The organism is Aquimarina besae (assembly GCF_042434905.1).
GTDB lineage: Bacteria > Bacteroidota > Bacteroidia > Flavobacteriales > Flavobacteriaceae > Aquimarina.
This window is the reverse complement of sequence record NZ_CP170199.1, coordinates 1,212,424-1,236,941: the sequence shown is the minus strand read 5'-3', so window position 1 is coordinate 1,236,941 and position 24,518 is coordinate 1,212,424. Positions and strand designations below refer to the sequence as shown.

Sequence of the window (24,518 nt, the reverse complement as noted above, 5' to 3'; positions counted from 1 at the left end):
AATCAAATCTTTGAAACAAATGCATTAAGTCCTTCTTCATCCATCTGTACAACTTGCCAGCCTTCTAGAATTTTAGCACCACTTTTTAAATAAAAATTAACGGCAGGTTTGTTCCAATCCAGCACATTCCATTCCACTCTTTTTACTCCTTGTTCTTTTCCATACTTCATTACTCTTTTATATAGTGCCATTCCAATACCGGTTCCTCTCTTAGACTCTCTTACGATAAGGTCTTCGAGATGTACTGTTTTTCCTTTCCAGGTAGAAAACCTAAAATACACCAACGCCAGCCCTAAAATTTCAGTATCTTTATCGGCAACAAAACAATGAAATAACGGCTGTTCTCCAAAACCATCCCTTATTAGTTCTTCTACCGTAACTTCTACAGCATCGGGTTCGTTTTCAAAAATTGCCAATTCTTCTATTAGCGATAAGACTTGAGGCATATCGCTAACCTTTGCATCTCTAATTATATAATCCATTGGTCAAAAGTTTGTCAAAACTATAAAATATGTATCAGAAACCAGACAATTTTACAATGTTATGCTTCACTAATTTGTGTTTTTATAATTCTCTATGAAGATCAATAAATTACCCTTACGAAAACGTTGTAGTTATCTAAAAAATAATACTTTTGCACAAAATCAATAGAACCAAAATGGCTAGAACAAACCAAACATTAGGAGAATTTATTATAGAAAACCAAAAAGATTTTCCTTATGCCAGCGGAGAACTTTCACGATTGATTAACTCTATTCGCCTTGCAGCAAAAATGGTTAATCACCAAGTAAACAAAGCCGGATTAGTTGATATCACAGGCGCGATTGGTGAAACTAATGTACAAGGAGAAGATCAACAAAAACTGGATGTTCTTGCCAACGAAACTTTTATTAACACCTTAACTAACAGGGAGATTGTCTGTGGTATTGCTTCTGAAGAAAATGATGACTTCATTACTATTAAAGGTCAGAAAAGTGATCACCGTAATAATTATGTTGTTCTCATGGATCCCTTAGATGGTAGTTCTAATATTGATGTAAATGTTTCTGTAGGAACCATCTTTTCTATTTACCGAAGAGTAACTCCAACCGGAACTCCTTGTACTATCGATGATTTCTTGCAACCAGGTAACCTACAAGTGGCTGCAGGCTATATTATTTATGGAACCTCTACCATGCTGGTATACACAACAGGACATGGTGTAAATGGTTTTACGCTAAATCCTGCCCTAGGAACCTATTACTTATCGCATCCTAATATGAAATTTCCGGAGAACGGAAATATTTATTCTGTAAATGAGGGTAATTACATACATTTTCCTCAAGGAATTAAGAATTATATTAAGTACTGCCAAGAAGAAAAAGAAGATCGCCCTTATACATCCAGATATATCGGATCGTTAGTTAGTGACATTCATCGTAATATGATAAAAGGCGGAATCTATATGTACCCAAGCACTTCTAAATCTCCTAACGGAAAACTTCGTTTGTTATACGAATGTAACCCAATGGCTTTTATAGCAGAACAAGCCGGAGGATCTGCAAGTGACGGATTCAGAAGAATTTTAGAGATCAAACCTACAGAACTGCACGAGCGTACTCCATTTATCTGTGGAAGTAAAAATATGGTAGAAAAAGTAGAATCCTTTATGAAAACATCAGAATCATAAACGGTCACCAGACTCGACAATTCTGCATTTCCAAAAAATTATTGAAATATTGACAAAAGGTCAATCAATGGATTGAATACTCTTTTAATTTTCAGTATTCTTGTATCACGGAAATAGACAATCTCTAAAAGTTTCGCCCCTACCTTATTACTCCGAGCTTTTAGATTCTTAAACGTACCATATCGCAATAAAAGCAAGTAACATTTAACATAATTAGGACAGAAATGTTGTTTTTAATGTTTTTATGTTAAATTTACGTATAGCTCATAGAACAACAATATAAATTAACCAAAATGGCGAAAGAAAATAAGGCTGTTGAAGAACAGGTTGTAAATGACCCTACTTCAAAAATAGAAGCAATAAAAAACTTAATCTTTGGAGAAAATATTGCTGCTTATAATTCTGAATTCGAAGCGGTAAAAAAAGACATATCTTCTAAAAAAAAGGAGCTGGAGGATTTCATAGAAGATACTCGTAAAGAATTACATCAGGCAATTGACAATCTTAGCACTGATATCAATATCAGAATCACAGAATTAGAGGATAATTTGGCAGATAAAGTAGAAATGCTGGATGATAAAAAAGTAGACAGAAAAACATTAGGTGATCTTTTGATCGCAATGGGGGAAAAAATCAATAAGAAGTAATCCGTCTGTCCTAGATTATGGAAGAGCAGGATAAACTTAAGATTCTCAAAGAACTTCTTCTTACTGAAGAGAAGGAGTACGCGGATTCCATTGCTAAAAAAGTTGATGAGCTAAGTAAAATAGTGCATCAAAAACAAGAACTTTCTTATAAGGTTGATCCTATCATTGATGACAAATTAGAAGAATTTGTTCAGGAAATTCCTAAAACATTAGGTCCTACAATTACCGAAGCTTTAAAAGAAGAAATCAAAAACTCTCAAGATGCAGTCGTAGAAGCATTATTTCCAATCATTGGTAAAATGATCAAGAAATATATTGCTCACGAGATGAAATTATTAAGTGAGAATATCAACAAAAAAACTAGGCAAGCTTTCTCTTTTAAAAAATGGTTTAAAAGAACCAAAGCTAGAGCACAAGGAATCAGTGATGGTGATTTAGCCATCTCTGATTATGCAAAACCAAGATTGATCCAAATGTTCGTCATTGAAAAAGATTCTGGATTATTAATTGCAGATTATAGCCCCTTATCTGACAACACCATAGATAAAGATATGGTCGCAGGTATGCTAACCGCAATAAAAAGTTTTGTAGAAGATGCGTTTCAAGGTGGAAATCAAAATCTGGAAACGATCGAATACGAACTATATACTATACACGTACAAAATTTTTATTCTTATTACATCGCTGCTGTTATTTCTGGTGCTTACAATATGATGTTTAAAGAAGTGCTGGAAGATCAAATTATAGATTTTGCTCAACATCATATTTCCAAAAGAGATTTAGATAATAGCGAGCTTTTTACTAAAAAACTAAAAAAACATTTTGAAGATGAAATTGTCTAAGAAAGTAGTGCTTTTAGGACACTTTGGAGTCGGAAAAACGTCCTTGTTCAGACGTTTTATCGACAACGAATTTTCTGAAAATTATAAGGTTACACTTGGTGTACAAATAAAAAAGAAAGTAATTGAAATGCCAGGTGGGCGTGAACTTTCCATGATTATTTGGGATACAGAAGGTCATACTGATATTGAGGATACCAGAAAATCTTATTTACTGGGTTCTAGTGCTTTTATCTATGTATTTGACCTAACACGAATTGACACTTATAAGGATATAAAAGAAGATTTGGCCTATTTATCTAAAAACCACCCTAAAGTCAAGATTAAAATCATTGGTAATAAAATAGACTTGGTGAATGAAAAAGAAACGGCTAAGAAATTACAAGAACAAAATGTTGCATTTGATTGTTTGACAAGTGCAAAAACGAATAAAAATGTGCAGGATTTCTTCTTGGATCTTGCCAAGGAAATAACTGCATAGTGTTATGACGTATCAGGAAGAGAAACAACTATTTCATCAAAAAACACAATGCATTCTAATTAATTTTGAAGGATTGATAAAGGAAACTGATGCTAATTTATTTAAGTGGAAAGTACAAACCTCAATCTATGATGCGCATCCTTTTTTTGAAATCATAAAAGATTTTATTGAAGTTTTTGAAGAAGAAACCACTTATAATTTTCCTTGCATTCATCTTGAAGATGGAGATATTCAGAAAATCTGTGACGTAACTATAAGAATAAACTCAGAGGAAGTTGTTATTCTTCTGTTTGATTATACGACAAAATACTATGAGCTCAATAAAATTGCTCAACAAAAAAATGAATCCATTCTTAAGGCAAAAGAATTAGAACTCAAAAATAAATACCTACTTGAAAAAGAGAAGTTCAAAAACAGTTTTATTTCTAATATAAATCATGAAATCAGAACACCACTCACCGGAATTTTAGGATTTATAGAAGTATTAGAAAAGACAAACTTAAATTTTGAACAAGAAGAATTAGCACGAATTATAAAGCGGCAGAGCCTGCACCTTAATGCATTGATTGAGGATATGGTTGACATTTCTAAAATAGAATCCGGTAAAATAAAAATTGTCGAAGAGCGATTCCTATTTGTAAATCTTGTAGAGGGTTTTAAAGAAACATACGCTAAACTAGCTGATGAGAAAGGGATTCAATTTGAAACACATATTGACACTAATATACAAGAATATCTTATAGGAGATCGAACCCGTGTATTTCAGATATTAAACAATATTCTTAATAATGCTTTTAAGTTTACAGAAGAAGGAAAGATTAGTCTTTCTGTCACTAAAAATTACCAACGCACGAATAAGTTGAGTATCAGTTTTAAGATTGAAGATACAGGATTAGGAATTCAAGAAGAAAACATTGATACTATTTTTGACAGATTTACCAGATTTAATGAGGACAAACAAATATCTGGAACAGGCCTAGGATTGGCCATTGTAAAAGATTTAATCGACCTTCTGGGAGGTGAAATTAAAGTATCCAGCCAGCCTGAAAAAGGCTCAACTTTTGATATTAAGTTACCCTTTAAATTTGAAGTCACCAAATCTGCTCCCGAAAAGAAAAAGAAAAAATATAGCCTACCTGAATCGAAAAATAAATTTAGGATACTTGTGGTAGAAGACGAAGAGGCTACTCAGTTTTTAATCATGAAGATATTAATCAGCCACGGCAGCTTTTTTGTAGATGTTGCAATCAATGGAGAAGAGGCTATTAGTTATATAGAACGCAGAAACTATGACCTTATCTTGATGGATCTAAAGCTCTCCAAAATCGACGGGTATAAAGCTACTCATATGATAAGAAACAATTATGGAGATAAGGTAATCGCCGAAGTTCCTATCATTGGTTTCACTGCAAAATCCAGTGAAATAGAAAGAGACAAATGCCTACGCTCCGGAATGGACGACTTTATCGCGAAACCATTTGAGCAAGAAGATTTAATCTATAAAATCGTAAAACAAATCGCTAAAAAAACCGCTTCATAAAAGCGGTTTTTTAATATAACGATTGATTCAACCTTGTACTTATCTATTCATATGTTTAATCTCCTCAGCAAAAGTATCTCCATCTACATTTTGATCTACTAAAGAAAGTGCTTTATCCACCACGTACTTTGCATTATCAGCTCTAAAACCAAGTCCAACACATAGCTTCTCTAATAATACAACTTGATCATCCCCTTTTATATTATCGGCATAAACCATTCTAGCCAAATCAAAAAGTCTCTCTAATCTCTGATCATAGCTGGTAGGGGGATTGATAGGACGAGAAGCATAATCTTTTAATATTTCTTTGTAATCGTTGTCAGAAATATTAAGATTTCGAGCCAATCGATCTAAGAAAGCTCTTTCTTCATCCGTTATTACACCATCACTCATTGCCACTCTTACAATTGCAGCAAAATGATCTTGATTTCGCTTTTGAAAACCACTATCAAATAAATCAGATATAGACATCATGTACTTTTGTTTAATTTGCCGCAAATATAACTAAACTCTTCACCTTTTAAAATTTAAAATTGACGTTTTTACAATCAAAATGTATTCTATCATTTAATTGATTCTACGAATTCATTTTTATTAAAAAGTTATACAATTACTAATACTTTCAAAAAAGCACCATTAGAAGATTACTAATTAGTAAATTTCTGAGGATTTTCAATTTTGAATACCGATAATGGGTAAAATACCTTTACTTCAATTTACAAATAAAGGAATATACTGTGCAGCAGCAAAAGTATATCTAGATCCTTGGAAGCCTGTTGACAAAGCCATTATCACCCACGGTCACGCTGATCATAGTCGTTGGGGACATAAACTATATATAACCCATCACACTAATATCCCGATAATAAAGCATCGATTAGGAGATATAAAAGTTACTGGAAAAGAATACGGAGAAACTTTTACAATTAATAACGTTAAGTTTAGTTTTCACCCTGCAGGTCATATCATTGGAAGTTCCCAAATCAGAGTGGAACATCAAGGAGAAGTTTGGGTATTTACCGGAGATTACAAAATCGAAGATGACGGAATATCTACTCCTTATGAACCCGTAAAATGCCATACTTTTATTACAGAATGCACTTTTGGACTTCCTGCATTTAAGTGGACGCCTCAGAAAGAAGTTTTCAAGGACATCAATCAATGGTGGGCAGAAAATAAAGCCGAAGGGAAGACTTCTATCTTATTTGGGTATTCGTTGGGAAAAGCACAGCGTCTCCTCAAATATGTAAATCCCGAAATCGGAAAAATCTATACTCATGGAGCTATCGAGAATATGACCAATGTTATACGACCTATGATAGATTTTCCGGAAACTACCTTAATAACTAGAGAAACTAAAAAAGAAGAACTTCTAGGTAATATTGTGATTGCACCTCCTAGTGCTCACGGATCCTCTTGGATTCGAAAAATGGTTCCGTATGTTACCGCATCAGCAAGTGGCTGGATGACCTTTAGAGGCGCTCGACGACGAAGAGCAATTGATAAAGGTTTTGTTTTATCTGATCATTGTGATTGGGATGGTTTATTAACTGCAATTAAAGAGACTGGAGCCCAAAAAATTATCAGCACGCACGGCTATACTGATATCTTTTCAAAATATCTTAGAGAACTTGGATATGACGCAAGAACAGAAAAAACTCAATATGAAGGTGAACTTGCTGAGATAGAAACCCAAAAAGAAGAAAGTGAGGTGAATACTTGAAACTTTTTGCTGACTTAATAAAAACTCTGGATAGCACAAATAAAACTAATGTTAAGGTAAATGCTTTAGCATCCTATTTTGGCAAAGCTCCGGAAAAAGATAAAGTTTGGACGATAGCAATACTTTCACATCGAAGACCTCCAAGACCGGTAAACACCACTCTTTTAAGAACCTGGGCGTCTGAACTAGCTAATATTCCACTTTGGTTATTCGAAGAATCGTATCATATCGTTGGTGATCTGGCAGAAACCATTGCTTTAGTAGTACCAAACGCCAAAGGAAGTTCGGATAAAACACTTACCCAGTTTTTAGAAGAAATGATTCTGCTTAAAAAAAAGTCCGACGAAGAAAAGCGAACATATCTCCACGAGAATTGGGAAGTACTTAATTATTATGAGAGATTTGTCTTTACAAAATTAATTACAGGAGGATTTAGAATAGGTGTAAGCCAAAAATTAATGACACGCGCCTTATCCAAAGCCACACAAATTGATGAAGATATTTTAGCATACAAGTTAATGGGTAACTGGGACCCGAATTCCATTACTTTTGAAGATTTAATTCTTAGGGAAAACAAATCTGATTTTATTTCAAAACCGTATCCATTCTATCTTGCCTATGCTATAGAAAATGAAGTTTCAGATCTAGGAGATGTGAATGAGTGGTTTGCAGAACACAAATGGGACGGTATCAGATCACAAGTTATTGTTAGAGATAACGAGCTCTTTGTATGGAGTCGTGGTGAAGAACTGGTAACCGATAAATATCCTGAATTTGTAGAATTCTTAAAAGTGATCCCAAATGGAACTGTGCTGGACGGTGAAATTCTACCTTTCCCAAACGGAGAAATTGGAACGTTTAATGATTTACAAACTCGGATTGGAAGAAAAACAGTTTCAAAATCACTATTAGAAAAAACACCTGTCGTTCTAAAAGCTTACGATATATTAGAATGGCAAGGAAAAGACATCAGAAACCTTCCTTTCTCTGAACGAAGAGAGATACTAGAAAAACTATATAAAAGAAAAATTCATCCTGAGCCTGTGGAAGGGCAACTCAACAAAAAGATATTTCATCTTTCAGAAAAAATGGCCTTCAATTCCTGGGAAGAAGTAGCAGAAGAAAGAGAAAGATCCAGAGAACTCCATTCTGAAGGGTTAATGCTAAAAAGAAAAGATTCTCCGTATTTAGTGGGACGAAAAAAAGGAGACTGGTGGAAATGGAAAGTAGATCCGCTAACAATCGATGCTGTTTTGACTTATGCAATGAGAGGGCACGGCCGCAGATCGAACCTATTTACGGATTATACTTTTGGCCTTTGGAATGATGATAAAACCGAACTTGTCACCTTTGCAAAAGCCTACTCCGGTTTAACAGATACCGAATTCAGGCAGGTAGATCGCTTTATCAAATCAAATACTCTAGAACGTTTTGGTCCTGTAAGAAGCGTTACTCCCGAACTGGTTTTCGAAATTGCTTTTGAAGGAATAGCTCTATCAAAAAGACATAAAAGCGGCGTTGCAACTCGTTTCCCCAGAATTCTGAGATGGCGAAGAGATAAAAAAATAGAAGAAGCCAATACATTAGAGGATTTGAAACAATTGATAAAATGATATATTTTTAGGCTCCTTTCTCTTGCTAGGGAAAGGTGGTTCAGCTCTGCTGAATCGGAAAGGGTAGATTACACGAAATATGAAGAAAAAACTGCATAACAAACCCGAATTACTTCAAGTCAGAAAGGAACTTAGAAAAAACTTAACACCAGCTGAAGCATTTTTGTGGAAACACCTCCAACATAAAAAATTAAATGGAAGAAAGTTTAGAAGACAGCATAGTATCCAAAATTATATTGTAGATTTTTATTGTGCTGAAGAAAAATTAATAATAGAATTGGACGGGCAAGTTTATATGAATCCTATTTCTCAGGAAAAAGACTTCACCCGAGACAAAAATTTACAAAATCTTGGTTTTAAAGTGATTAGATTTGAGAACAAAATGGTCTTTGATCACCTTCCATCTGTATTAAAAGAAATTGAAGATAATTTCAAACAACAATAAAGAAAAACCCTTTCTATTATCGGAAAAAGGTGAATTAATATCAATAGTAATAAATATGGAGAAGGAAAGAATAGAAAGTGAATATTATACGATATATGATTTTGCGCAGATGACCCCTTCCGCCCCCGAATTTTCGGGGACACCTTCCCCTAGCAGGGGAAGAAACAAATAAGTTTATATGACTCAAAAAGAACTTTTTCATATCGCCGAATCGTGGTTCCAACAACAAAATTGGAAATCTTTTCCATTTCAAAAACAAAGCTGGAAGGCGTTCTTGCAAGGCAAACATGGTTTGCTTAACGCTCCTACCGGAAGTGGAAAAACCTATGCACTATGGGTACCTGTTGTTCTGAATTATATTAAAAACAATCCTGATTATCAAACTAAGCATAAAAAGGGGTTAAAAGCCATTTGGATAACTCCGTTAAGAGCACTTTCACAAGAAATTAAACAAGCGGCAGAACGGTTTGCAGACGATCTCAATACGCAACTTACTGTTGGAATCCGAACAGGAGATACTTCACAAAAAGAACGGGCTGCACAAAGACGTTCGATGCCGGATTTATTGATCACCACACCAGAAAGTTTGCAACTGCTTTTAGCTTCTAAAGGATATGATAAGACTTTTAAAGACTGCTCAGCTATTATTATTGACGAATGGCACGAGTTATTAGGAACTAAACGCGGTGTTCAGATTGAACTAGGATTATCCAGACTTAAAACCATTGCACCCGAGCTAAGGATTTGGGGAATTTCAGCAACCATAGGTAATTTAGATCAGGCTCGAGAAGTGTTATTAGGTCCAGATTCCAAAGCTTTACAAAATTCAGTATTGATTAAAGCCAATATCAATAAAAAGATCAAAGTAGAAAGTATCATTCCAGATAAAATGGAAACCTTTCCCTGGAGAGGTCATCTCGGCATTCATTTGCTCGATGAAGTGGTACCTATTATAAGAAAAAGTAAGACTACACTTCTTTTCACCAATACCAGGTCACAATGCGAAATCTGGTTTCAGAAAATACTGGAGCGTTATCCTGAATTTGCTGGTGAGATGGCGATGCATCACGGTAGCATCAATAAAGAAACTCGACTTTGGGTAGAGCAAGCTATTCGTAACGAGACTTTAAAAGCTGTTGTTTGTACGTCAAGTTTGGATTTGGGCGTTGATTTTGCGCCTGTAGAAACCATCATTCAGATTGGAGGCCCGAAAGGAGTAGCGAGATTTTTACAACGTGCCGGCCGCAGCGGTCATCAACCAGGTAAGACGAGTGTGATCTATTTTTTGCCCACTCACGCTATAGAATTGGTAGAAGCTTCAGCCTTACAACAAGCTGTAAAACAAAATACGGTAGAAGACAGAGTTCCTTATTTAAACAGCTATGATGTACTGATTCAATACCTCACCACATTGGCTGTTTCTGATGGATTTTATCCGAAAGATATTTTTCCTGAAATCAAAAACACCTTTTGCTATCAAGGAATCACCGAGGATCAATGGGATTGGGTTTTGAACTTCATTACTGTTGGTAGTCAAAGTCTTCAAAACTATGACGAGTATAAAAAAGTGCAAGTGCTAGACGATGGTCTATTTAAAGTAAACAATAGAGGCATTGCCATGCGACATCGACTACAGATCGGAACCATAGTAGGAGATGCTGTGCTAACAGTAAAATATCTAAAAGGAGGATACATTGGAAGTATTGAAGAATGGTTTATTTCAAAATTAAATCCTGGTGATGTCTTTACTTTTGCAGGAAGAAACCTGGAGCTAGTACGAATAAAGGAAATGAAAGTATTAGTGCGTAAATCATCTAAACGTACTTCTAAAGTACCCAGTTGGATGGGAGGAAGACTTACACTTACATCACAGATGTCAGAGCTTTTAAGACAGGAACTGTATCAGGTAGCAGCTAATAATGTTACTTCGAGAGAACTAAAAGCTTTATCGCATATTTTTGAAAGACAGAAGAAAGAAAGTATCATACCAAGTGCAGATCAATTTTTAATTGAAACCTTTAAAACCAGAGAAGGATATCACGCAATTTTTTATCCCTTTGAAGGACGTTTTGTACACGAAGCATTGGGAAGTTTATTAGGCTATCGAATTAGTTTACTATCTCCCATAACATTCTCCTTAGCTTTTAATGACTATGGATTCGAGCTCCTTTCTGATCAAGAAATTGATATGCAACAAGTAATCGATAATGATCTATTTACTACAGATCATATGCATAGTGATCTTCAAAAAAGTTTGAATGCTACTGAAATGGCAAGACGTAAATTCAGAGATATTGCAGTAATATCTGGTATGGTGTTTACTGGTTATCCTGACAAAATGCTAAAAAGTAAACACTTGCAATCGAGTTCTCAATTGTTATTTAATGTATTCAGAGATTTTGAACCTGAAAATCTGTTGTATCAGCAATCGTTTATCGAAACTTTTGAACATCAATTGGAAGAAGGACGTTTATATGAAGCTTTAAGACGTATAGAATCACAAAATATTGTCTGGAAAGCATGTGAAAAACCTACTCCCCTCTCCTTTCCTATTATCACAGATCGCTTACGCGAAAAAATGTCCAGCGAAAAGCTTGAAGATCGTATCAAAAAGATGGTGGCAGTGTTGACTAAAAAGTAAAATCTCTTTTATTATCTTTACAAAAAGCACCCAGATGAATATCTCAGAAATTCAAAACGATATTATTAAGAAAGTTCTTTCTATTGGAGACAAAGATTTTCTTGAGTCTTTTAAAGAAATGCTTTCGATTAAATTGGAATCAAACGAATATCAGTTGTCTGATTTTGAAAAAAATATGGTTTCAGAAAGTCAATCAGATTATGAAAATGGTAATGTAATAAATCACGAATCTGTCTTTAATAAGAATAAAAATTGGCTAAAAGAATAATTTGGACTTCAAAAGCCGATCTTATTTTTACAGAGATTTTGAAATTTTATTGTGATCGAAATAAATCAAAAACGTATAGTCGAAAGCTTAATCAAGAAATTAACGTCATAATCAAATTACTCCTCAAATATCCATTTTTAGGAATTAAAACAGATACAAAAGATATTAGAGTAATAATTAAAGGTCATTATAAAATATTCTATCAAGTTGAATCAACTGAGATTATCATTCATTTAGTCTGGGATGCAAGACAAAACCCTAAAAAGTTTACTTTATAAAATTGTCTAAGACCATAAATATTAACAATCAAACTTTTATCCTACACCCTTGCGGAGTTGTATTCTGGAAGGATAAAGATCTTCTTTTAATCGCAGATGTACATTTGGGGAAGGTTTCCCATTTTAGAAAACACGGCAGTGCGGTTCCTGCAAAAGCAATACTTAAAAACTTTGATCAGCTAGATCGTGTAATTCACCATTTTAATCCGGAAAGCATTTGTTTTCTAGGCGATTTATTCCATAGTTATATCAATACAGAATGGAATCTTTTTAAAAATTGGATCTCAAATCAAACTGCAAAAATCACACTCATTACAGGAAATCACGATATCATATCAGAACACAAGTATGAAGCATTGGGAATCAAAACCGGAACAGAAGTAACACTGGATAATTTTTTATTGACTCATCATCCCGATCAACGAGAAAATCTTTTCAATTTTTGCGGTCACATTCATCCAGGCGTTCGACTACAAGGACTTGGTAAGCAGAGCTTAAAGCTACCTTGCTTTTTTCAGAAAACAGATCAAATGATTGTTCCTGCTTTTGGTGAATTTACAGGAATATATATTCTGGAACCTGAAGAAAATGATAAAGTTTATGCTATGACAGATAAAGAAGTTATTTTAGTATCTCACTAAAATTGTCTTATGCAACTTCAAAAACATCTCTTTGACCTCTCTGAAGATATTACCTATCTAAATGGAGCCTATATGTCTCCACAATTAAAGTCAGTTACTGAAATTGGTATTGCATCTGTTAAACGAAAATCTCGCCCTAACGAAATAGTACCGCAAGACTTTTTTGATGATAAAGAGCTATTAAAACAACGTTTTGCAACCTTGATTGATGCTCCCGATTATAGAAATACTGCGATCATCCCTTCTGTTTCTTATGGAATTGCAAATGCTGCTAATAATACACCTATTAATAAAGGAGATGAGATAATCCTGGTAGATGAACAATTTCCTAGTAATGTGTATATCTGGAAAGAGGTTGCTAAACGAAAAAATGCAATCATCAAAATCATCTATCCGCCTAAGAACTTTGATAATAGAGCCGAATTGTGGAATGAATCCATATTAAATGCTATTACAGATAATACGGCAGTGATTGCGCTCCCTCAAGTACATTGGGCAGATGGAACCTTATTTGATATGAAAGCCATTCGTGAGAAAACAAATCATGTAAATGCTATGATGATCATTGATGGAACACAAAGTGTTGGTGCTTTTCCATTCTCTGTAAAAGAAATTAAACCTGATGCTATAATTTGTGGAGGCTATAAGTGGTTATTAGGCCCTTATTCTATAGGTATGGCATATTATAGCGATGCTTTTAATAATGGAACACCAATTGAACATAATTGGATGAATCGTTTAGGAAGTGAAGATTTTTCAGGACTTACAAATTATCAAGATCAGTATAAAGAAAAAGCTGCTCGTTATTCTGTAGGAGAGTCCAGCAATTTCATATTGACTCCTATGCTCACTAAAGGTATTGAACAATTAATTGAATGGAAACCTTCTGAAATTCAAAAATATTGTAAGAATATTTCTGAAAAAAGCATCGAGAAACTAAGAGAATTAGGATGCTATATCGAAGATGACAATTATAGAGCACATCATTTATTTGGAATTTATCTACCACCTGATCTTCAAACTGAAAATTTAAAACAAAAGTTGTTAGATGAAAATGTCTTCGTATCATATCGTGGTCAAGCTGTAAGAGTATCTTGTAATGTCTATAATTCTGAAGAAGATTTTGAAAAATTAATCAAGTGTTTTTCGAAATAGTTAACGATTATAGTATTTGAATCAATCAGAAATTGACCTTACTATTAACTTGTTAATTAATTAAAAACGTATGAAAAAAACATTATCTATCCTCAACCTTATATCTGTAATTTACGTGATAGGAATTAATTACATTTCTGAAGCGGTTCGGTTTAATGATACTACGGTAGGTGAACTAAGTCGAAAATATGACAATCTATTTACACCATCAGGCTATGCTTTTGCAATTTGGTTATTGATATTTACCGGTTTAATAGCTTATAGTATCTACCAAATTAAACACTCTTTCTTTAATTCAGATAAAGCTTCGTATATAGAAAAGACAGGTTACTGGTTTTTTCTAGCTAATTTATGCACAGGAAGTTGGGTAATCGCCTTTACGTATGAATATATAGGTTTATCTCTGCTAATTATGTTTGGTATTGTATTTTGTTTAAGTAAAGTAGTTATCAATACCAATATGGAACGATGGGATGCTCCTATTGGGATTATCGCGTTTCAATGGTGGCCAATATGCTTATATTTGGGATGGATATCGGTAGCAACTATTGCAAATGTTACTATTTATCTGACAAAAATAAACTGGCAAGGATTTGGCTTAAATGATGTAACCTGGACTGTGATTATGGTAGTAGTAGCTGTACTGCTTAATCTATTTATGATCTTAAAGAGAAATATGAGAGAATTCGCGATGGTTGGAGCTTGGGCATTATTTGCTATTTATGTCAGACATAATGGAGATTATGATTCCATTGCTTATACAGCTTTAGCAGGAGCTGTTGTTTTGATAATTGCATCAGGTATCCACGGTTTTATAAATCGTAAAAGCAATCCTGCTAAGAAACTTCAAGAAAGATTTAGCTAAATTTATTTAAAACATATATTGAATATCTCCGGACCAGCTGGGGTACGTAAAAATCATATCCTTGATTTCTGAAATAGTCGTTTTGTTATGGATAGCCATCGCAAAAAGATTAATTATTTCTCCGGCTTCCGGTCCCACTAAATGTGCTCCCAGAATTCTTTCGGTATCTTTATCGATAATAGTTTTGTAAGCATAAATTTTTTGATTGATACGTTTTGCATTATAAAAACTTGAAGCATCACGGTTCATTATTTTGATATTTTCATACTTTTTGTTTGCCTCTTTTTCAGATAGTCCAACCGAAGCAATATTCGGCAAGGTAAAGGCAACCGAAGGTGTTACTGGAAAATCAGCTTTCATCTCATTACCATGGTGTAAATTATGTGCTACTATTTTTCCGTGACGGGATGAAAAAGGTGTTAATGGCAATGCATGATTCGCTACATCACCACAAGCGTATACATTCTTGTTTTTTGGATTTTGTAAGTACCTGTTTACTTCAATCCCTTTGTCTGAAAAAGACACGTTTCCTTTTTCTAATGCTAAATTTTCTAAAGACGGAATTCTGCCGGTAGTATTAAATATGATTTCAGCTTTAGCTTCGTTTTCTTTACCATTGACGGTGTAATAAATTCGTTTATTTTTTCTTAAATCCTCAATTGCGTTTACTTCGGCATTGAAAATGAACTTAATTCCAATATCTTCTGAAGCTCTAATAATGCATTGAACCATATCTTTATCAAAAACTGACAATGGTCTTTCACCTGATTCTACGACAGTTACATCGACTCCAAATCTAGCTGCCATATGAGCAAATTCCATTCCTATGTAACCCGCTCCGATAAAAATCATAGATTCCGGTAGTTTATCTAATTTCAGAAAATCATCACTGACCAAAGCTAATGAACCTCCTTCTATGTCTAGCGATCTTGGAACTAAGCCTGTAGCAATTACTATCTTTTTTGCCTTTACAGTTTTTCCTTCTACAGAAAGAGTATTCGTATCAATAAACTTTGGTGATTGATGAAATAATGTAACTCCTAATTCCTTGAGGTTATCTTCGGTGCTGGCAGGTACAGCATCCGTGAATTCGCAAGTAAACTTCATCACTTCTTGCCAATCCAACTCAGGAAGTTTCACTATTCCTTTATTGGACAAATCTGTAGACTTCTTTACAACTTCAGTAAAACCTAGAATTACTTTCTTTGGATCGCATCCGCGATTAGCACAAGTACCTCCAAACTCTCTTTTATCTGCAATGGCTACTTTATAACCATTTCTCGCGCAATCCTCAGCAACGGTTTGCCCTGCTATGCCACTGCCAATTACAAATACGTCAAACTCTTTTATTCCCATGAAAGTAAAATCTGGTTAATTTTATGAATTAATTTCTAAAATACGATTCACAACACAAAATTATTAACGCTTTAGATACTATTTAGTCCTTAATCAAAATATGTAGATATGATAACTAAAAGAATGATAGTATATTTGCGCTAAAATTAAATGTTACGTGAGTAAAGTCCTTATCACGCAAATTTTTGCACAGTCTCTGCAATTGCAGAAACTGGGGAATGCTATTGCCCAGTCTGAAAGTAAAACGCACCTGCAAGGTCTTACAGGATCATCATTATCCTTTGTCATTGAGAACTCTTTTAAGCAATCAGAGAAACCCTTTCTTTGTGTTTTTAATGATAAAGAAGAAGCTGCGTACTACCTTAATGATCTGGAACAGCTTTTGGGTGACAAAAATGTATTGTTTTATCCTGGTAGTTATAGAAGACCTTATCAGATTGAGGAGACAGACAATGCTAATGTATTGCTGCGTGCAGAGGTATTGAACAGAATTAATTCTAGAAAAAAACCTGCTTTAATCATCACCTACCCTGATGCTTTATTCGAAAAAGTAGTGACTCGAAAGGAATTAGAGAAAAATACGTTAAAAATATCTGTAAGTGATACATTATCCTTGGATTTTGTCAATGAAGTTTTGTTTGAATATCAGTTTAAACGAGTAGATTTTGTCACCGAACCAGGTGAATTCTCAGTTCGTGGTGGTATCGTTGACGTTTTCTCTTTTAGTCATGATGAACCATATCGGATAGAATTTTTTGGTGACGAAGTAGATAGTATAAGGACGTTTGATGTAGAAACACAATTATCTACCGACCAAATTAAGAAGATTACGATCATTCCGAATGTAGAAAACAAGGCGCTTCAGGAAACACGAGAAAGCTTCTTAAAGTACATTGCCTCAAAAACAGTAATTTTTGCGAAGGATTTAGACCTTCTTTCATCCAGAATTGATAAAAACTTTGAAAAAGCAAAAGAAGCTTTTTCAAAACTTTCTACAGATATAAAACATAGTTCTCCAAAAGAACTTTTTGCAAATTCTGAGCTAATCAAAAAACAACTTTTAGATTTTACCTTAGTAGAAATTGGCAATCGACCATTAACTAAGGCTGATTATACCGTAAAATTTAACACCAAACCTCAACCTTCGTTTAATAAACAATTTGATTTACTGATTCAAAACTTAAACGAAAATCACGAGAATGGTTATAAAAATTATATTTTCTGTGTTAGCGAGCAACAAGCTAAACGTTTTCACGATATTTTTGATGATGCAGATCTAGATGTAAAACAATACGAAACTATTGTTTTTTCAGCATATCAAGGGTTTATTGATGATAATCAAAAAATTGCCTGCTACACTGATCATCAAATCTTTGAACGCTATCATAAGTTTAGTCTTAAAAATGGTTATGCTAAAAAGCAGGCCATTACGTTAAAAGAACTTACTAATCTGGAAGTAGGTGATTATGTAACCCATATCGATCACGGAATCGGAAAATTTGGTGGACTTCAGAAAATTGATGTTGAAGGTAAAAAGCAGGAAGCCATTAAGCTAATTTACGGAGAAAGAGATGTATTATATCTAAGTATTCATTCACTCCATAAGATTTCAAAATATAATGGCAAGGATGGTAAGGCTCCACAAATTTATAAATTAGGATCAAAAGCTTGGAAAACGCTAAAGCAAAAGACAAAAGCAAGAGTTAAGCATATTGCTTTTAACCTGATTCAGTTATATGCCAAACGTAAACTTCAAAAAGGGTTTCAATATGCTCCGGATAGTTATATGCAACACGAGCTAGAGGCTTCTTTTATTTACGAGGATACTCCTGATCAAAGCACAGCTACAGAGGCTGTAAAAGCTGATATGGAAAGTGAGCGTCCTATGGATCGATTGATTTGTGGTGATGTAGGTTTCGGTAAAACAGAGGTGGCAATCCGTGCTGCTTTTAAAGCAGTTGATAACGGAAAACAAGTTGCAGTATTAGTTCCAACAACGATATTGGCTTTTCAGCACGCAAAAACATTTAGAGAAAGATTGAAAGATTTTCCAGTAACCGTAGATTATCTAAATCGTTTCCGCACAGCAAAACAAAAAAGAGAAACACTCGAGGAACTCGCAAACGGCAAAGTTGATATTATCATTGGTACACACCAATTAGTAAATAAAAATGTAAAGTTTAAAGATCTTGGACTATTAATCATAGATGAAGAACAAAAATTTGGTGTAGCAGTTAAGGATAAATTAAAAACCATTAAAGAAAATGTGGATACGCTTACATTAACTGCCACTCCAATACCAAGAACGTTACAGTTTAGTCTAATGGCGGCCAGAGATTTATCGACCATAACAACTCCGCCACCAAATCGCTATCCTATAGAAACCAATGTGATTCGCTTTAGTGAAGAAACGATCAGAGATGCTGTGAGTTATGAAATCCAACGAGGTGGTCAGGTATTCTTTATACATAACCGTATTGAAAATATCAAAGAGGTTGCAGGAATGATACAGCGTGTTGTACCAGATGCCAAGATTGGGGTTGGTCACGGCCAAATGGAAGGTAAAAAACTAGAGAGTTTAATGCTTTCCTTTATGAATGGAGAATTTGATGTATTAGTTTCTACAACCATTGTAGAAAGTGGATTAGATGTACCAAACGCGAATACGATTTTTATAAATAATGCCAATAATTTTGGTGTATCCGATTTACATCAAATGCGTGGTAGAGTTGGTCGTAGTAACAAAAAGGCTTTTTGCTATTTTATTACTCCGCCTTATTCTGCTATGACTGATGACGCACGTAAACGTATTACTGCCTTAGAACAATTTTCAGAACTTGGTAGCGGATTTAATATTGCTATGAAAGATTTGGAGATTCGTGGAGCGGGAGATCTATTAGGAGGAGAACAGAGTGGTTTTATCAATGAAATTGGTTTTGATACCTATCAAAAAATCTTAAGTGAGGCGATCGAAGAATTAAAAGAAAATGAATTTAAGGAGTTGTATGAAGATGAATCAAAAGATAAGATATATCTAAAAGATACTCAGATTGATACCGACTTTGAATTACTATTCCCTGATGATTACATCAATAATATCTCTGAACGTCTTAATCTCTATACTGAGTTAAACGGAATCAAAACTGAAGAAGAATTACTGGCGTATGAAAAACGGTTAGTGGATCGTTTTGGAGAATTACCAGAACAGGCAGTTGATCTATTAAATTCTGTTAGAATTAAGTGGATTGCTACCAGTATTGGATTAGAAAAGATCATCATGAAACAAAACAAACTGATAGGTTATTTTATCAGTGATCAACAATCTGAATTTTATCAAAGCACGGTTTTTACAAAAGTGCTTCAATATGTACAAACACATTCTGGACAAGTAAAAATGAAAGAAAAACAAACTAGAAATGGATTAAGATTATTGTTAACTTTTGAAAAAATAACCTCAATTAATCGAGCATTAAAAGTATTACAACCTTTAGCACCTGCGACAGAAATCATTGAAAATTAATAGTAATTATCCGAATTTTAATCTTAATTCAAAAAGATAACAACCCTCGGAAATCCTTTGTTTTTGCTGGTTTGTCGGGTAAATGTCGGGTGAAATACTACCTGAAAAATTTGAGAAACTAACATTGACACCTAATATTGCTGAAGAAAATGAAACAAAGTTCTAGTCATCAAGAAACAAAAACTAAAAACTTAAAGATCATGGAACAGCCAGCATTAGGAATAAAAATTTCGGAATTAAGAAAATCCAAAGGATTAACTCAGGAAGAACTCGTAGAACAATGTAATATCAGTGTAAGAACTATACAGAGAATTGAAGCAGGAGAAGTCATGCCAAGAAGCTATACGATAAAAACAATTCTATCAGCTTTGGATTATGATCTTGAAAAAATACAAACTGAAGATTCTAAAGTAACAAAAGAATTTAAAAAACTATTTCTACTAGAAATAGACGACGAAAAGGAAGCAAGTTTTTTAACAAAACAGCTTAATATTGCCTGGATTAGTGGCATTGTTTACTTCATCTTAGGTTTTGGAGAATTTGCGGTAGATTATTTTAGACATCAGGAAGGTGAAATGATCATTAATGAAATAGCCTATATTCTATTGAAAATCGTTTTATTGATTTCCATAGTTCTTTTTACTCGAGGTTTTGTGCTTACGGGAAAAATCTTCAAGAACTACCTCCTAAGAATAACTGCCTTTATGTTCATTTTTATAGCAGTTGTATTCTATGGATTCGATATCATTTCCTTATATATTGGTGAGATTAATTATCCAATTGTTATTGGGGCTGAAGCAATGACTTATGGCATTATCGGAATCTTATTCGGAATATCAATTTATAGGCTTCAGGGTTCATTAGGTACAATTGCAAAAGTCACTGCGATTTTTGAAATTATTACCTATGCGTTCATGACCACCATACTATTGTCTTTTGTTGGTTTGGTATTTCTTACACCAACCATTTTGTTAGAAATCATTCTACTTTTTAAAGTATGTGAGATGATTAAGGCTAAAGAAAAAACACTAGCTGTCGAATAATCCGACTGACAGGTATTCATCTCAAATATCATTGAATTCGAATTCAATGAAAAGAGCTCCGTTGTCTAATTTCAAACCAACAGTATCATGAAAAAATGCATCATCATTGCTTCTGTAAGCTTACCAATATTAGTTATATGCTTCTTTCTTTTTGAACCAATCGTTGCCTACACATCAGGATGGAACTCTTTTTCAAACATTCAAAATTTAGACCCAATCGCATATCATAAAGATAAGGTGTCAAAAAAAGCTGATAGCATTTTAAACGAAATGTTCACTCATCTTAAAGCTCCAGGATTATCAGTAGCTGTTGGAAAAAATGGAAAAGTAATTTGGTCTAATGCTATCGGATACCAAGATGTTAAAAAAGATAAAGAAATAAGTCTAGACACAAAATTTAGGATAGGAAGTACATCCAAAGCAGTAACCTCATTAGGACTCGGTGTACTTCTACAAAATGGTAAATTAAATCCGAATTCTAAAGTCAAAGAATTTGTTCCATACACAACCGAAACGCTATCTGAAATTACAGTAAAACAATTAGCATCACATACTTCTGGTATACGAAACTATAGCACTTGTTTTTGCTTTCCTATTTGGGAGCACCTGAACAATGACGAATATACAACGGTGCAAGAAAGTGTGGGAATCTTTAACAATTCTCCATTACTATTTACTCCTGGAACTGACTTTAGCTACAGCTCATATAATTATACTTTATTGAGTGCCGTATTAGAAGGTGCATCTGGAAAAGACTTTCTCAATTTTATGAAAGATGAAGTTTTTACTCCTTTGGGTCTTGATAATATACAAGGGGAAACATCTTCGTTGTTGACAGAAAATATTTCTACGTTTTATGAAGTAGATGAAAACATGTACAAAGAAGTATTTAAGGTCAATAATAGCAATAAATGGGCCGGTGGTGGATTTGTTGCTACACCAACAGATCTTGTAAAACTTGGAAACGCATTTCTAAACTATCAAATTTTGGATAAAAAAACTATAGAATCACTTATACAACCGGTTACCTTGGATAACGGAGAGGTGAATGATCAAAACTATGCCATGGGATGGCGTAACAGTTTTACGGAGAAAATGTTCGACCAAAACCACAAAGTGCAAATCATTCATCACGCCGGAACAGCAGCAGGGTCGACTTCTGTCTTTATTTTATTTCCTGAATATAATATTTCTATATCCATACTGATGAATCGAAGTGGTTCTGTATCTGATTTATTTACTTATTCGTATGACCTGGCAAAAACATTTATTACCAAGTAATAAGATCTATTATCTAATGACCAATTCACTCCATAAAAAAGATCGAAAATCATAGGATTCCGATCTTTTTAGTAATTTGAATTAGCCTTAAAAATTATTGGTAAAGAACTAAAATGGTCCTCCAACCGGTCTGCAGAAACATCCAGCGCAAATTAATGGATAATTGCATTCACTATCAGCATGGCAAAAATCATTCAATTCACCACCTCCACCATTTATAGTTTGTTGTTGCTTCTTGTTTAAGTGTTGAACCCCACGCCGGATTAAAATTGATTTTAACATAATAAATTGGTTTTAAGATTAATTTGTATTGTGAGAGTAAGTTACAAAATAAAAAGTAGAAAAATTCCCCTATTTTTATCGATAACTTTAAATTAATGTTCAATACTACTTTCTATAATCCTTAGATTTCGGGTTCCTGCATCCGATACATATAAAACTTTTCCGTTTGGACTAGCTAAAATACCATTTGGGAAATTAAAAGTAGCTTCAGAAATATCTCCATCATCATTACCTAATACACTCCCTGCTAATACCTCGACTTCGTTTTCTTTGTTAGGATTGATTTTATAAATCTTATGCTCTCCAAGTTGAGTTGCAAACAAAAAACCTTTAGCGTATGTCAAAAACCCTAAAAAATTAGCATTTGGTGCTTCGGCAGGAAGTTCTGCAACAAAAGACAGATTCCCATCTTTATATTTATAAATTTTTCGATCGTTGAAATTTCCTATATAGATATTCCCTCTTCTATCAAAAGCAATTCCAGCAGGCCCATTTATTGGTGTACCTTCATGTAATTTAGTTATCGTATTATCTTCTGATAATACATTAATCGTATTCGTATTGTATTCTACAAACAACATATCGCTAGTCCCTGGGATTCGTTTTATACCAGCGGGAGATATTGCTGGAATGCTGTCTAATTGTATTCCTTCTTGCGAATACTTATAAATGGTGTTTCCAAAATGATCACAAACAAATACTTCTCCATCTTTATTTATTCCTATTCCATTGGGGGAGACTAAGCTATCTGCAAAAACTGTTACTTCTTTTGACGGTGTCATTTTGTAGACTGTGTTTCCATAAAAATCAGACCCATACAGATTTCCTTTGCGATCTATCGCTAATCCATCAGAAAATGAACCATCGGTCACGGTCTCTACGTTGGTTGTAATATTAGGCACCTCACCGGGTCTGCAAGAAACAAGGAATAAAGATAAAATGATAGCTGGTACTAGAAGTAAAGAGTACGTTCCTTTCTTAATGATAAAAAAATAATTAACTGTTCGTTTCATTTGATTTAATTTTAAAGTTATACTCAAAATTGAATCAAAAACATAGAATAATCGACCGAGTGTACACGGTGAAACGTTTTTTAGGTCGTATCTAATTTTTTAATATAATTACTTGGTGTATCATTTTTAATCATTTTGAAAGCTTTGTTAAAAGTAGATTTAGAATTAAACCCAGAATCTAAGGAAAGTGCTAAAATAGTATGCTGAAAATGTTCTCCTTTTTGAATCTTGGAAATAAATTCTTGTACTCTATACGTATTGATGTAATCATAAAAACTACATTGATGTATGTTATTTAGTAACCAGGACACATTATTGCTAGATGTATTTAGTTCTTCGGAAAGATCTTTTAACGTGAGTTCATTATTAAGATATATTTTTTTATGTACCATAAGCTCTTCTAGCCCTTTCTTCAATATCTCCAACTCTTCTCCATCCAATCGCTCTTTCTTAACTTTCCGTTTCTTAATCACAGGAATTCTAAAAATTTCTGGTTGTTTTAGACTAAAAAAGCCAACAATATAAATGAATATCGGTATGGAAATCCAAATCAAATGATAACTGATAAAACGTAATTCTTTTAATCTCAAAAAATAATTAGCATACCCTATAATCCATAGAATTAAGAATACAAAAACTCCCGATAACAAAAACCATAAGAAAGTGTGTACATTTTGTGCATAAGATAAATTATTCTTCTCTTCGATTTTATACACTCTAATTAATTGATATGATAAAAAAACATATAAGATATTTGATAACAACCCAGTAGTCTCCACAATAAAATAGATGACGTTAAAATCACCATTATTGATCATGGTTTTTATGTCATCAGAGGAATAAAACAAGGTCCAACTAAAAAAACATAGGTGAAGAGCAGCTGGAATAAAATGATACCTTGAGATTTTATAATTAGGAGATTCTTTAAAAGTCAATCTTCTTACGTATGTATATAATAAAGGGCTAAAAATAAAAATAAGCGTATCTACAAAACTTGCAATTCTGAAAAAGAAAACTCCTTGAAATTTTGGATAAAATATTCTACCTACAAGCATTAAAGAAGCAATCAATAGTATAAACGATAAAATCTTGTTGGCAGGTTTATTATTATTGTGCAACAGAGAAAGCGTTATAGCAAGAAAAACACCTTGACTAATTCCTAAAAATAATATCAAATCTACTATTCCAAAAGAATTCATATATAAAGTTAAAAGTTAT

22 protein-coding genes are annotated in these 24,518 nt (G+C 33.7%); 17 read left to right on the top strand and 5 right to left on the bottom strand.

Going from position 1 to position 24,518, the window contains the following annotated elements; all coding sequences use genetic code 11:
• Positions 1-2: 2 nt before the first annotated feature.
• Entirely contained in the window at positions 3-482 is a 480-nt protein-coding gene (locus tag ACE94K_RS05445) for a GNAT family N-acetyltransferase (protein ID WP_378181061.1), read from the bottom strand.
• Between the two features lie 176 nt (positions 483-658).
• Between ACE94K_RS05445 and fbp the strand changes: the two genes are divergently transcribed.
• The 5 genes from fbp (at position 659) to ACE94K_RS05420 (ending at position 5,176) form a co-directional block, all read left to right on the top strand.
• Positions 659-1,669: a class 1 fructose-bisphosphatase gene (fbp, locus tag ACE94K_RS05440; protein WP_378181058.1), complete on the top strand. Its 1,011-nt coding sequence runs from the start codon at positions 659-661 to the stop codon at positions 1,667-1,669.
• A gap of 293 nt (positions 1,670-1,962) precedes the next feature.
• The gene (locus ACE94K_RS05435) at positions 1,963-2,316 is read left to right on the top strand and encodes a fructose 1,6-bisphosphatase (protein WP_378181056.1); all 354 of its coding nucleotides are present in this window, start codon (positions 1,963-1,965) and stop codon (positions 2,314-2,316) included.
• 17 nt (positions 2,317-2,333) lie between these two features.
• On the top strand, positions 2,334-3,158 hold the full coding sequence (locus ACE94K_RS05430; protein WP_378181053.1) for a cell envelope biogenesis protein OmpA: 825 nt from the start codon (positions 2,334-2,336) through the stop codon (positions 3,156-3,158).
• Positions 3,145-3,636, top strand: a complete 492-nt coding sequence (locus ACE94K_RS05425) for a Rab family GTPase (protein WP_378181051.1) — start codon at positions 3,145-3,147, stop codon at positions 3,634-3,636. Before ACE94K_RS05430 ends, ACE94K_RS05425 begins: the two co-directional genes overlap by 14 nt.
• Positions 3,637-3,640: 4 nt before the next feature.
• Positions 3,641-5,176: a hybrid sensor histidine kinase/response regulator gene (locus tag ACE94K_RS05420; protein ID WP_378181048.1), complete on the top strand. Its 1,536-nt coding sequence runs from the start codon at positions 3,641-3,643 to the stop codon at positions 5,174-5,176.
• Between the two features lie 39 nt (positions 5,177-5,215).
• On the opposite strand, the gene ACE94K_RS05415 is transcribed toward ACE94K_RS05420, so the two are convergent.
• Positions 5,216-5,647 carry a TerB family tellurite resistance protein gene (locus ACE94K_RS05415; protein WP_378184230.1) on the bottom strand — a complete coding sequence of 144 codons (432 nt, stop codon included), beginning with the start codon at positions 5,645-5,647 and terminating at the stop codon, positions 5,216-5,218.
• A gap of 220 nt (positions 5,648-5,867) precedes the next feature.
• On the opposite strand from ACE94K_RS05415, the gene ACE94K_RS05410 reads away from it, so the two are divergent.
• The 9 genes from ACE94K_RS05410 to ACE94K_RS05370 all read left to right on the top strand — a co-directional run bounded on the left by ACE94K_RS05410 (position 5,868) and on the right by ACE94K_RS05370 (position 14,805).
• Positions 5,868-6,899 carry a ligase-associated DNA damage response exonuclease gene (locus ACE94K_RS05410; RefSeq protein ID WP_378181046.1) on the top strand — a complete coding sequence of 344 codons (1,032 nt, stop codon included), beginning with the start codon at positions 5,868-5,870 and terminating at the stop codon, positions 6,897-6,899.
• Complete coding sequence (locus tag ACE94K_RS05405) at positions 6,896-8,512, top strand: ATP-dependent DNA ligase (RefSeq protein WP_378181043.1); 1,617 nt, start codon at positions 6,896-6,898, stop codon at positions 8,510-8,512. Before ACE94K_RS05410 ends, ACE94K_RS05405 begins: the two co-directional genes overlap by 4 nt.
• A gap of 79 nt (positions 8,513-8,591) precedes the next feature.
• Positions 8,592-8,957, top strand: a complete 366-nt coding sequence (locus ACE94K_RS05400) for an endonuclease domain-containing protein (protein ID WP_378181040.1) — start codon at positions 8,592-8,594, stop codon at positions 8,955-8,957.
• Positions 8,958-9,135: 178 nt separating this feature from the next.
• Positions 9,136-11,598, top strand: coding sequence for a ligase-associated DNA damage response DEXH box helicase (locus ACE94K_RS05395; protein WP_378181037.1), 2,463 nt, complete (start codon positions 9,136-9,138; stop codon positions 11,596-11,598).
• 34 nt (positions 11,599-11,632) lie between these two features.
• Positions 11,633-11,866, top strand: coding sequence for a hypothetical protein (locus ACE94K_RS05390; RefSeq protein ID WP_378181034.1), 234 nt, complete (start codon positions 11,633-11,635; stop codon positions 11,864-11,866).
• Positions 11,851-12,144: a type II toxin-antitoxin system RelE/ParE family toxin gene (locus tag ACE94K_RS05385; protein WP_378181031.1), complete on the top strand. Its 294-nt coding sequence runs from the start codon at positions 11,851-11,853 to the stop codon at positions 12,142-12,144. Before ACE94K_RS05390 ends, ACE94K_RS05385 begins: the two co-directional genes overlap by 16 nt.
• Before the next feature lie 2 nt (positions 12,145-12,146).
• On the top strand, positions 12,147-12,785 hold the full coding sequence (gene pdeM / locus ACE94K_RS05380) for a ligase-associated DNA damage response endonuclease PdeM (RefSeq protein WP_378181028.1): 639 nt from the start codon (positions 12,147-12,149) through the stop codon (positions 12,783-12,785).
• A gap of 9 nt (positions 12,786-12,794) precedes the next feature.
• Positions 12,795-13,940: an aminotransferase class V-fold PLP-dependent enzyme gene (locus ACE94K_RS05375; RefSeq protein ID WP_378181026.1), complete on the top strand. Its 1,146-nt coding sequence runs from the start codon at positions 12,795-12,797 to the stop codon at positions 13,938-13,940.
• Positions 13,941-14,010: 70 nt separating this feature from the next.
• Positions 14,011-14,805 (top strand): tryptophan-rich sensory protein, encoded by a 795-nt coding sequence (locus tag ACE94K_RS05370; RefSeq protein WP_378181023.1) that lies wholly within the window; start codon positions 14,011-14,013, stop codon positions 14,803-14,805.
• Positions 14,806-14,811: 6 nt separating this feature from the next.
• On the opposite strand, the gene ACE94K_RS05365 is transcribed toward ACE94K_RS05370, so the two are convergent.
• Positions 14,812-16,161: a dihydrolipoyl dehydrogenase family protein gene (locus ACE94K_RS05365; protein WP_378181020.1), complete on the bottom strand. Its 1,350-nt coding sequence runs from the start codon at positions 16,159-16,161 to the stop codon at positions 14,812-14,814.
• Between the two features lie 157 nt (positions 16,162-16,318).
• Between ACE94K_RS05365 and mfd the strand changes: the two genes are divergently transcribed.
• From mfd to ACE94K_RS05350, 3 genes are all read left to right on the top strand, one after another.
• A complete protein-coding gene (gene mfd, locus ACE94K_RS05360; protein ID WP_378181017.1) occupies positions 16,319-19,681 on the top strand; it encodes a transcription-repair coupling factor in 3,363 nt (1,120 codons plus the stop codon).
• Positions 19,682-19,881: 200 nt separating this feature from the next.
• Positions 19,882-20,724, top strand: coding sequence for a helix-turn-helix domain-containing protein (locus tag ACE94K_RS05355; protein WP_378181014.1), 843 nt, complete (start codon positions 19,882-19,884; stop codon positions 20,722-20,724).
• A gap of 87 nt (positions 20,725-20,811) precedes the next feature.
• The gene (locus tag ACE94K_RS05350; RefSeq protein ID WP_378181011.1) at positions 20,812-22,005 is read left to right on the top strand and encodes a serine hydrolase domain-containing protein; all 1,194 of its coding nucleotides are present in this window, start codon (positions 20,812-20,814) and stop codon (positions 22,003-22,005) included.
• A gap of 374 nt (positions 22,006-22,379) precedes the next feature.
• On the opposite strand, the gene ACE94K_RS05345 is transcribed toward ACE94K_RS05350, so the two are convergent.
• Positions 22,380-23,300 (bottom strand): SMP-30/gluconolactonase/LRE family protein, encoded by a 921-nt coding sequence (locus ACE94K_RS05345; RefSeq protein ID WP_378181008.1) that lies wholly within the window; start codon positions 23,298-23,300, stop codon positions 22,380-22,382.
• A gap of 80 nt (positions 23,301-23,380) precedes the next feature.
• Positions 23,381-24,499, bottom strand: a complete 1,119-nt coding sequence (locus ACE94K_RS05340; protein ID WP_378181005.1) for a helix-turn-helix domain-containing protein — start codon at positions 24,497-24,499, stop codon at positions 23,381-23,383.
• Between the last annotated feature and the right edge of the window lie 19 nt (positions 24,500-24,518).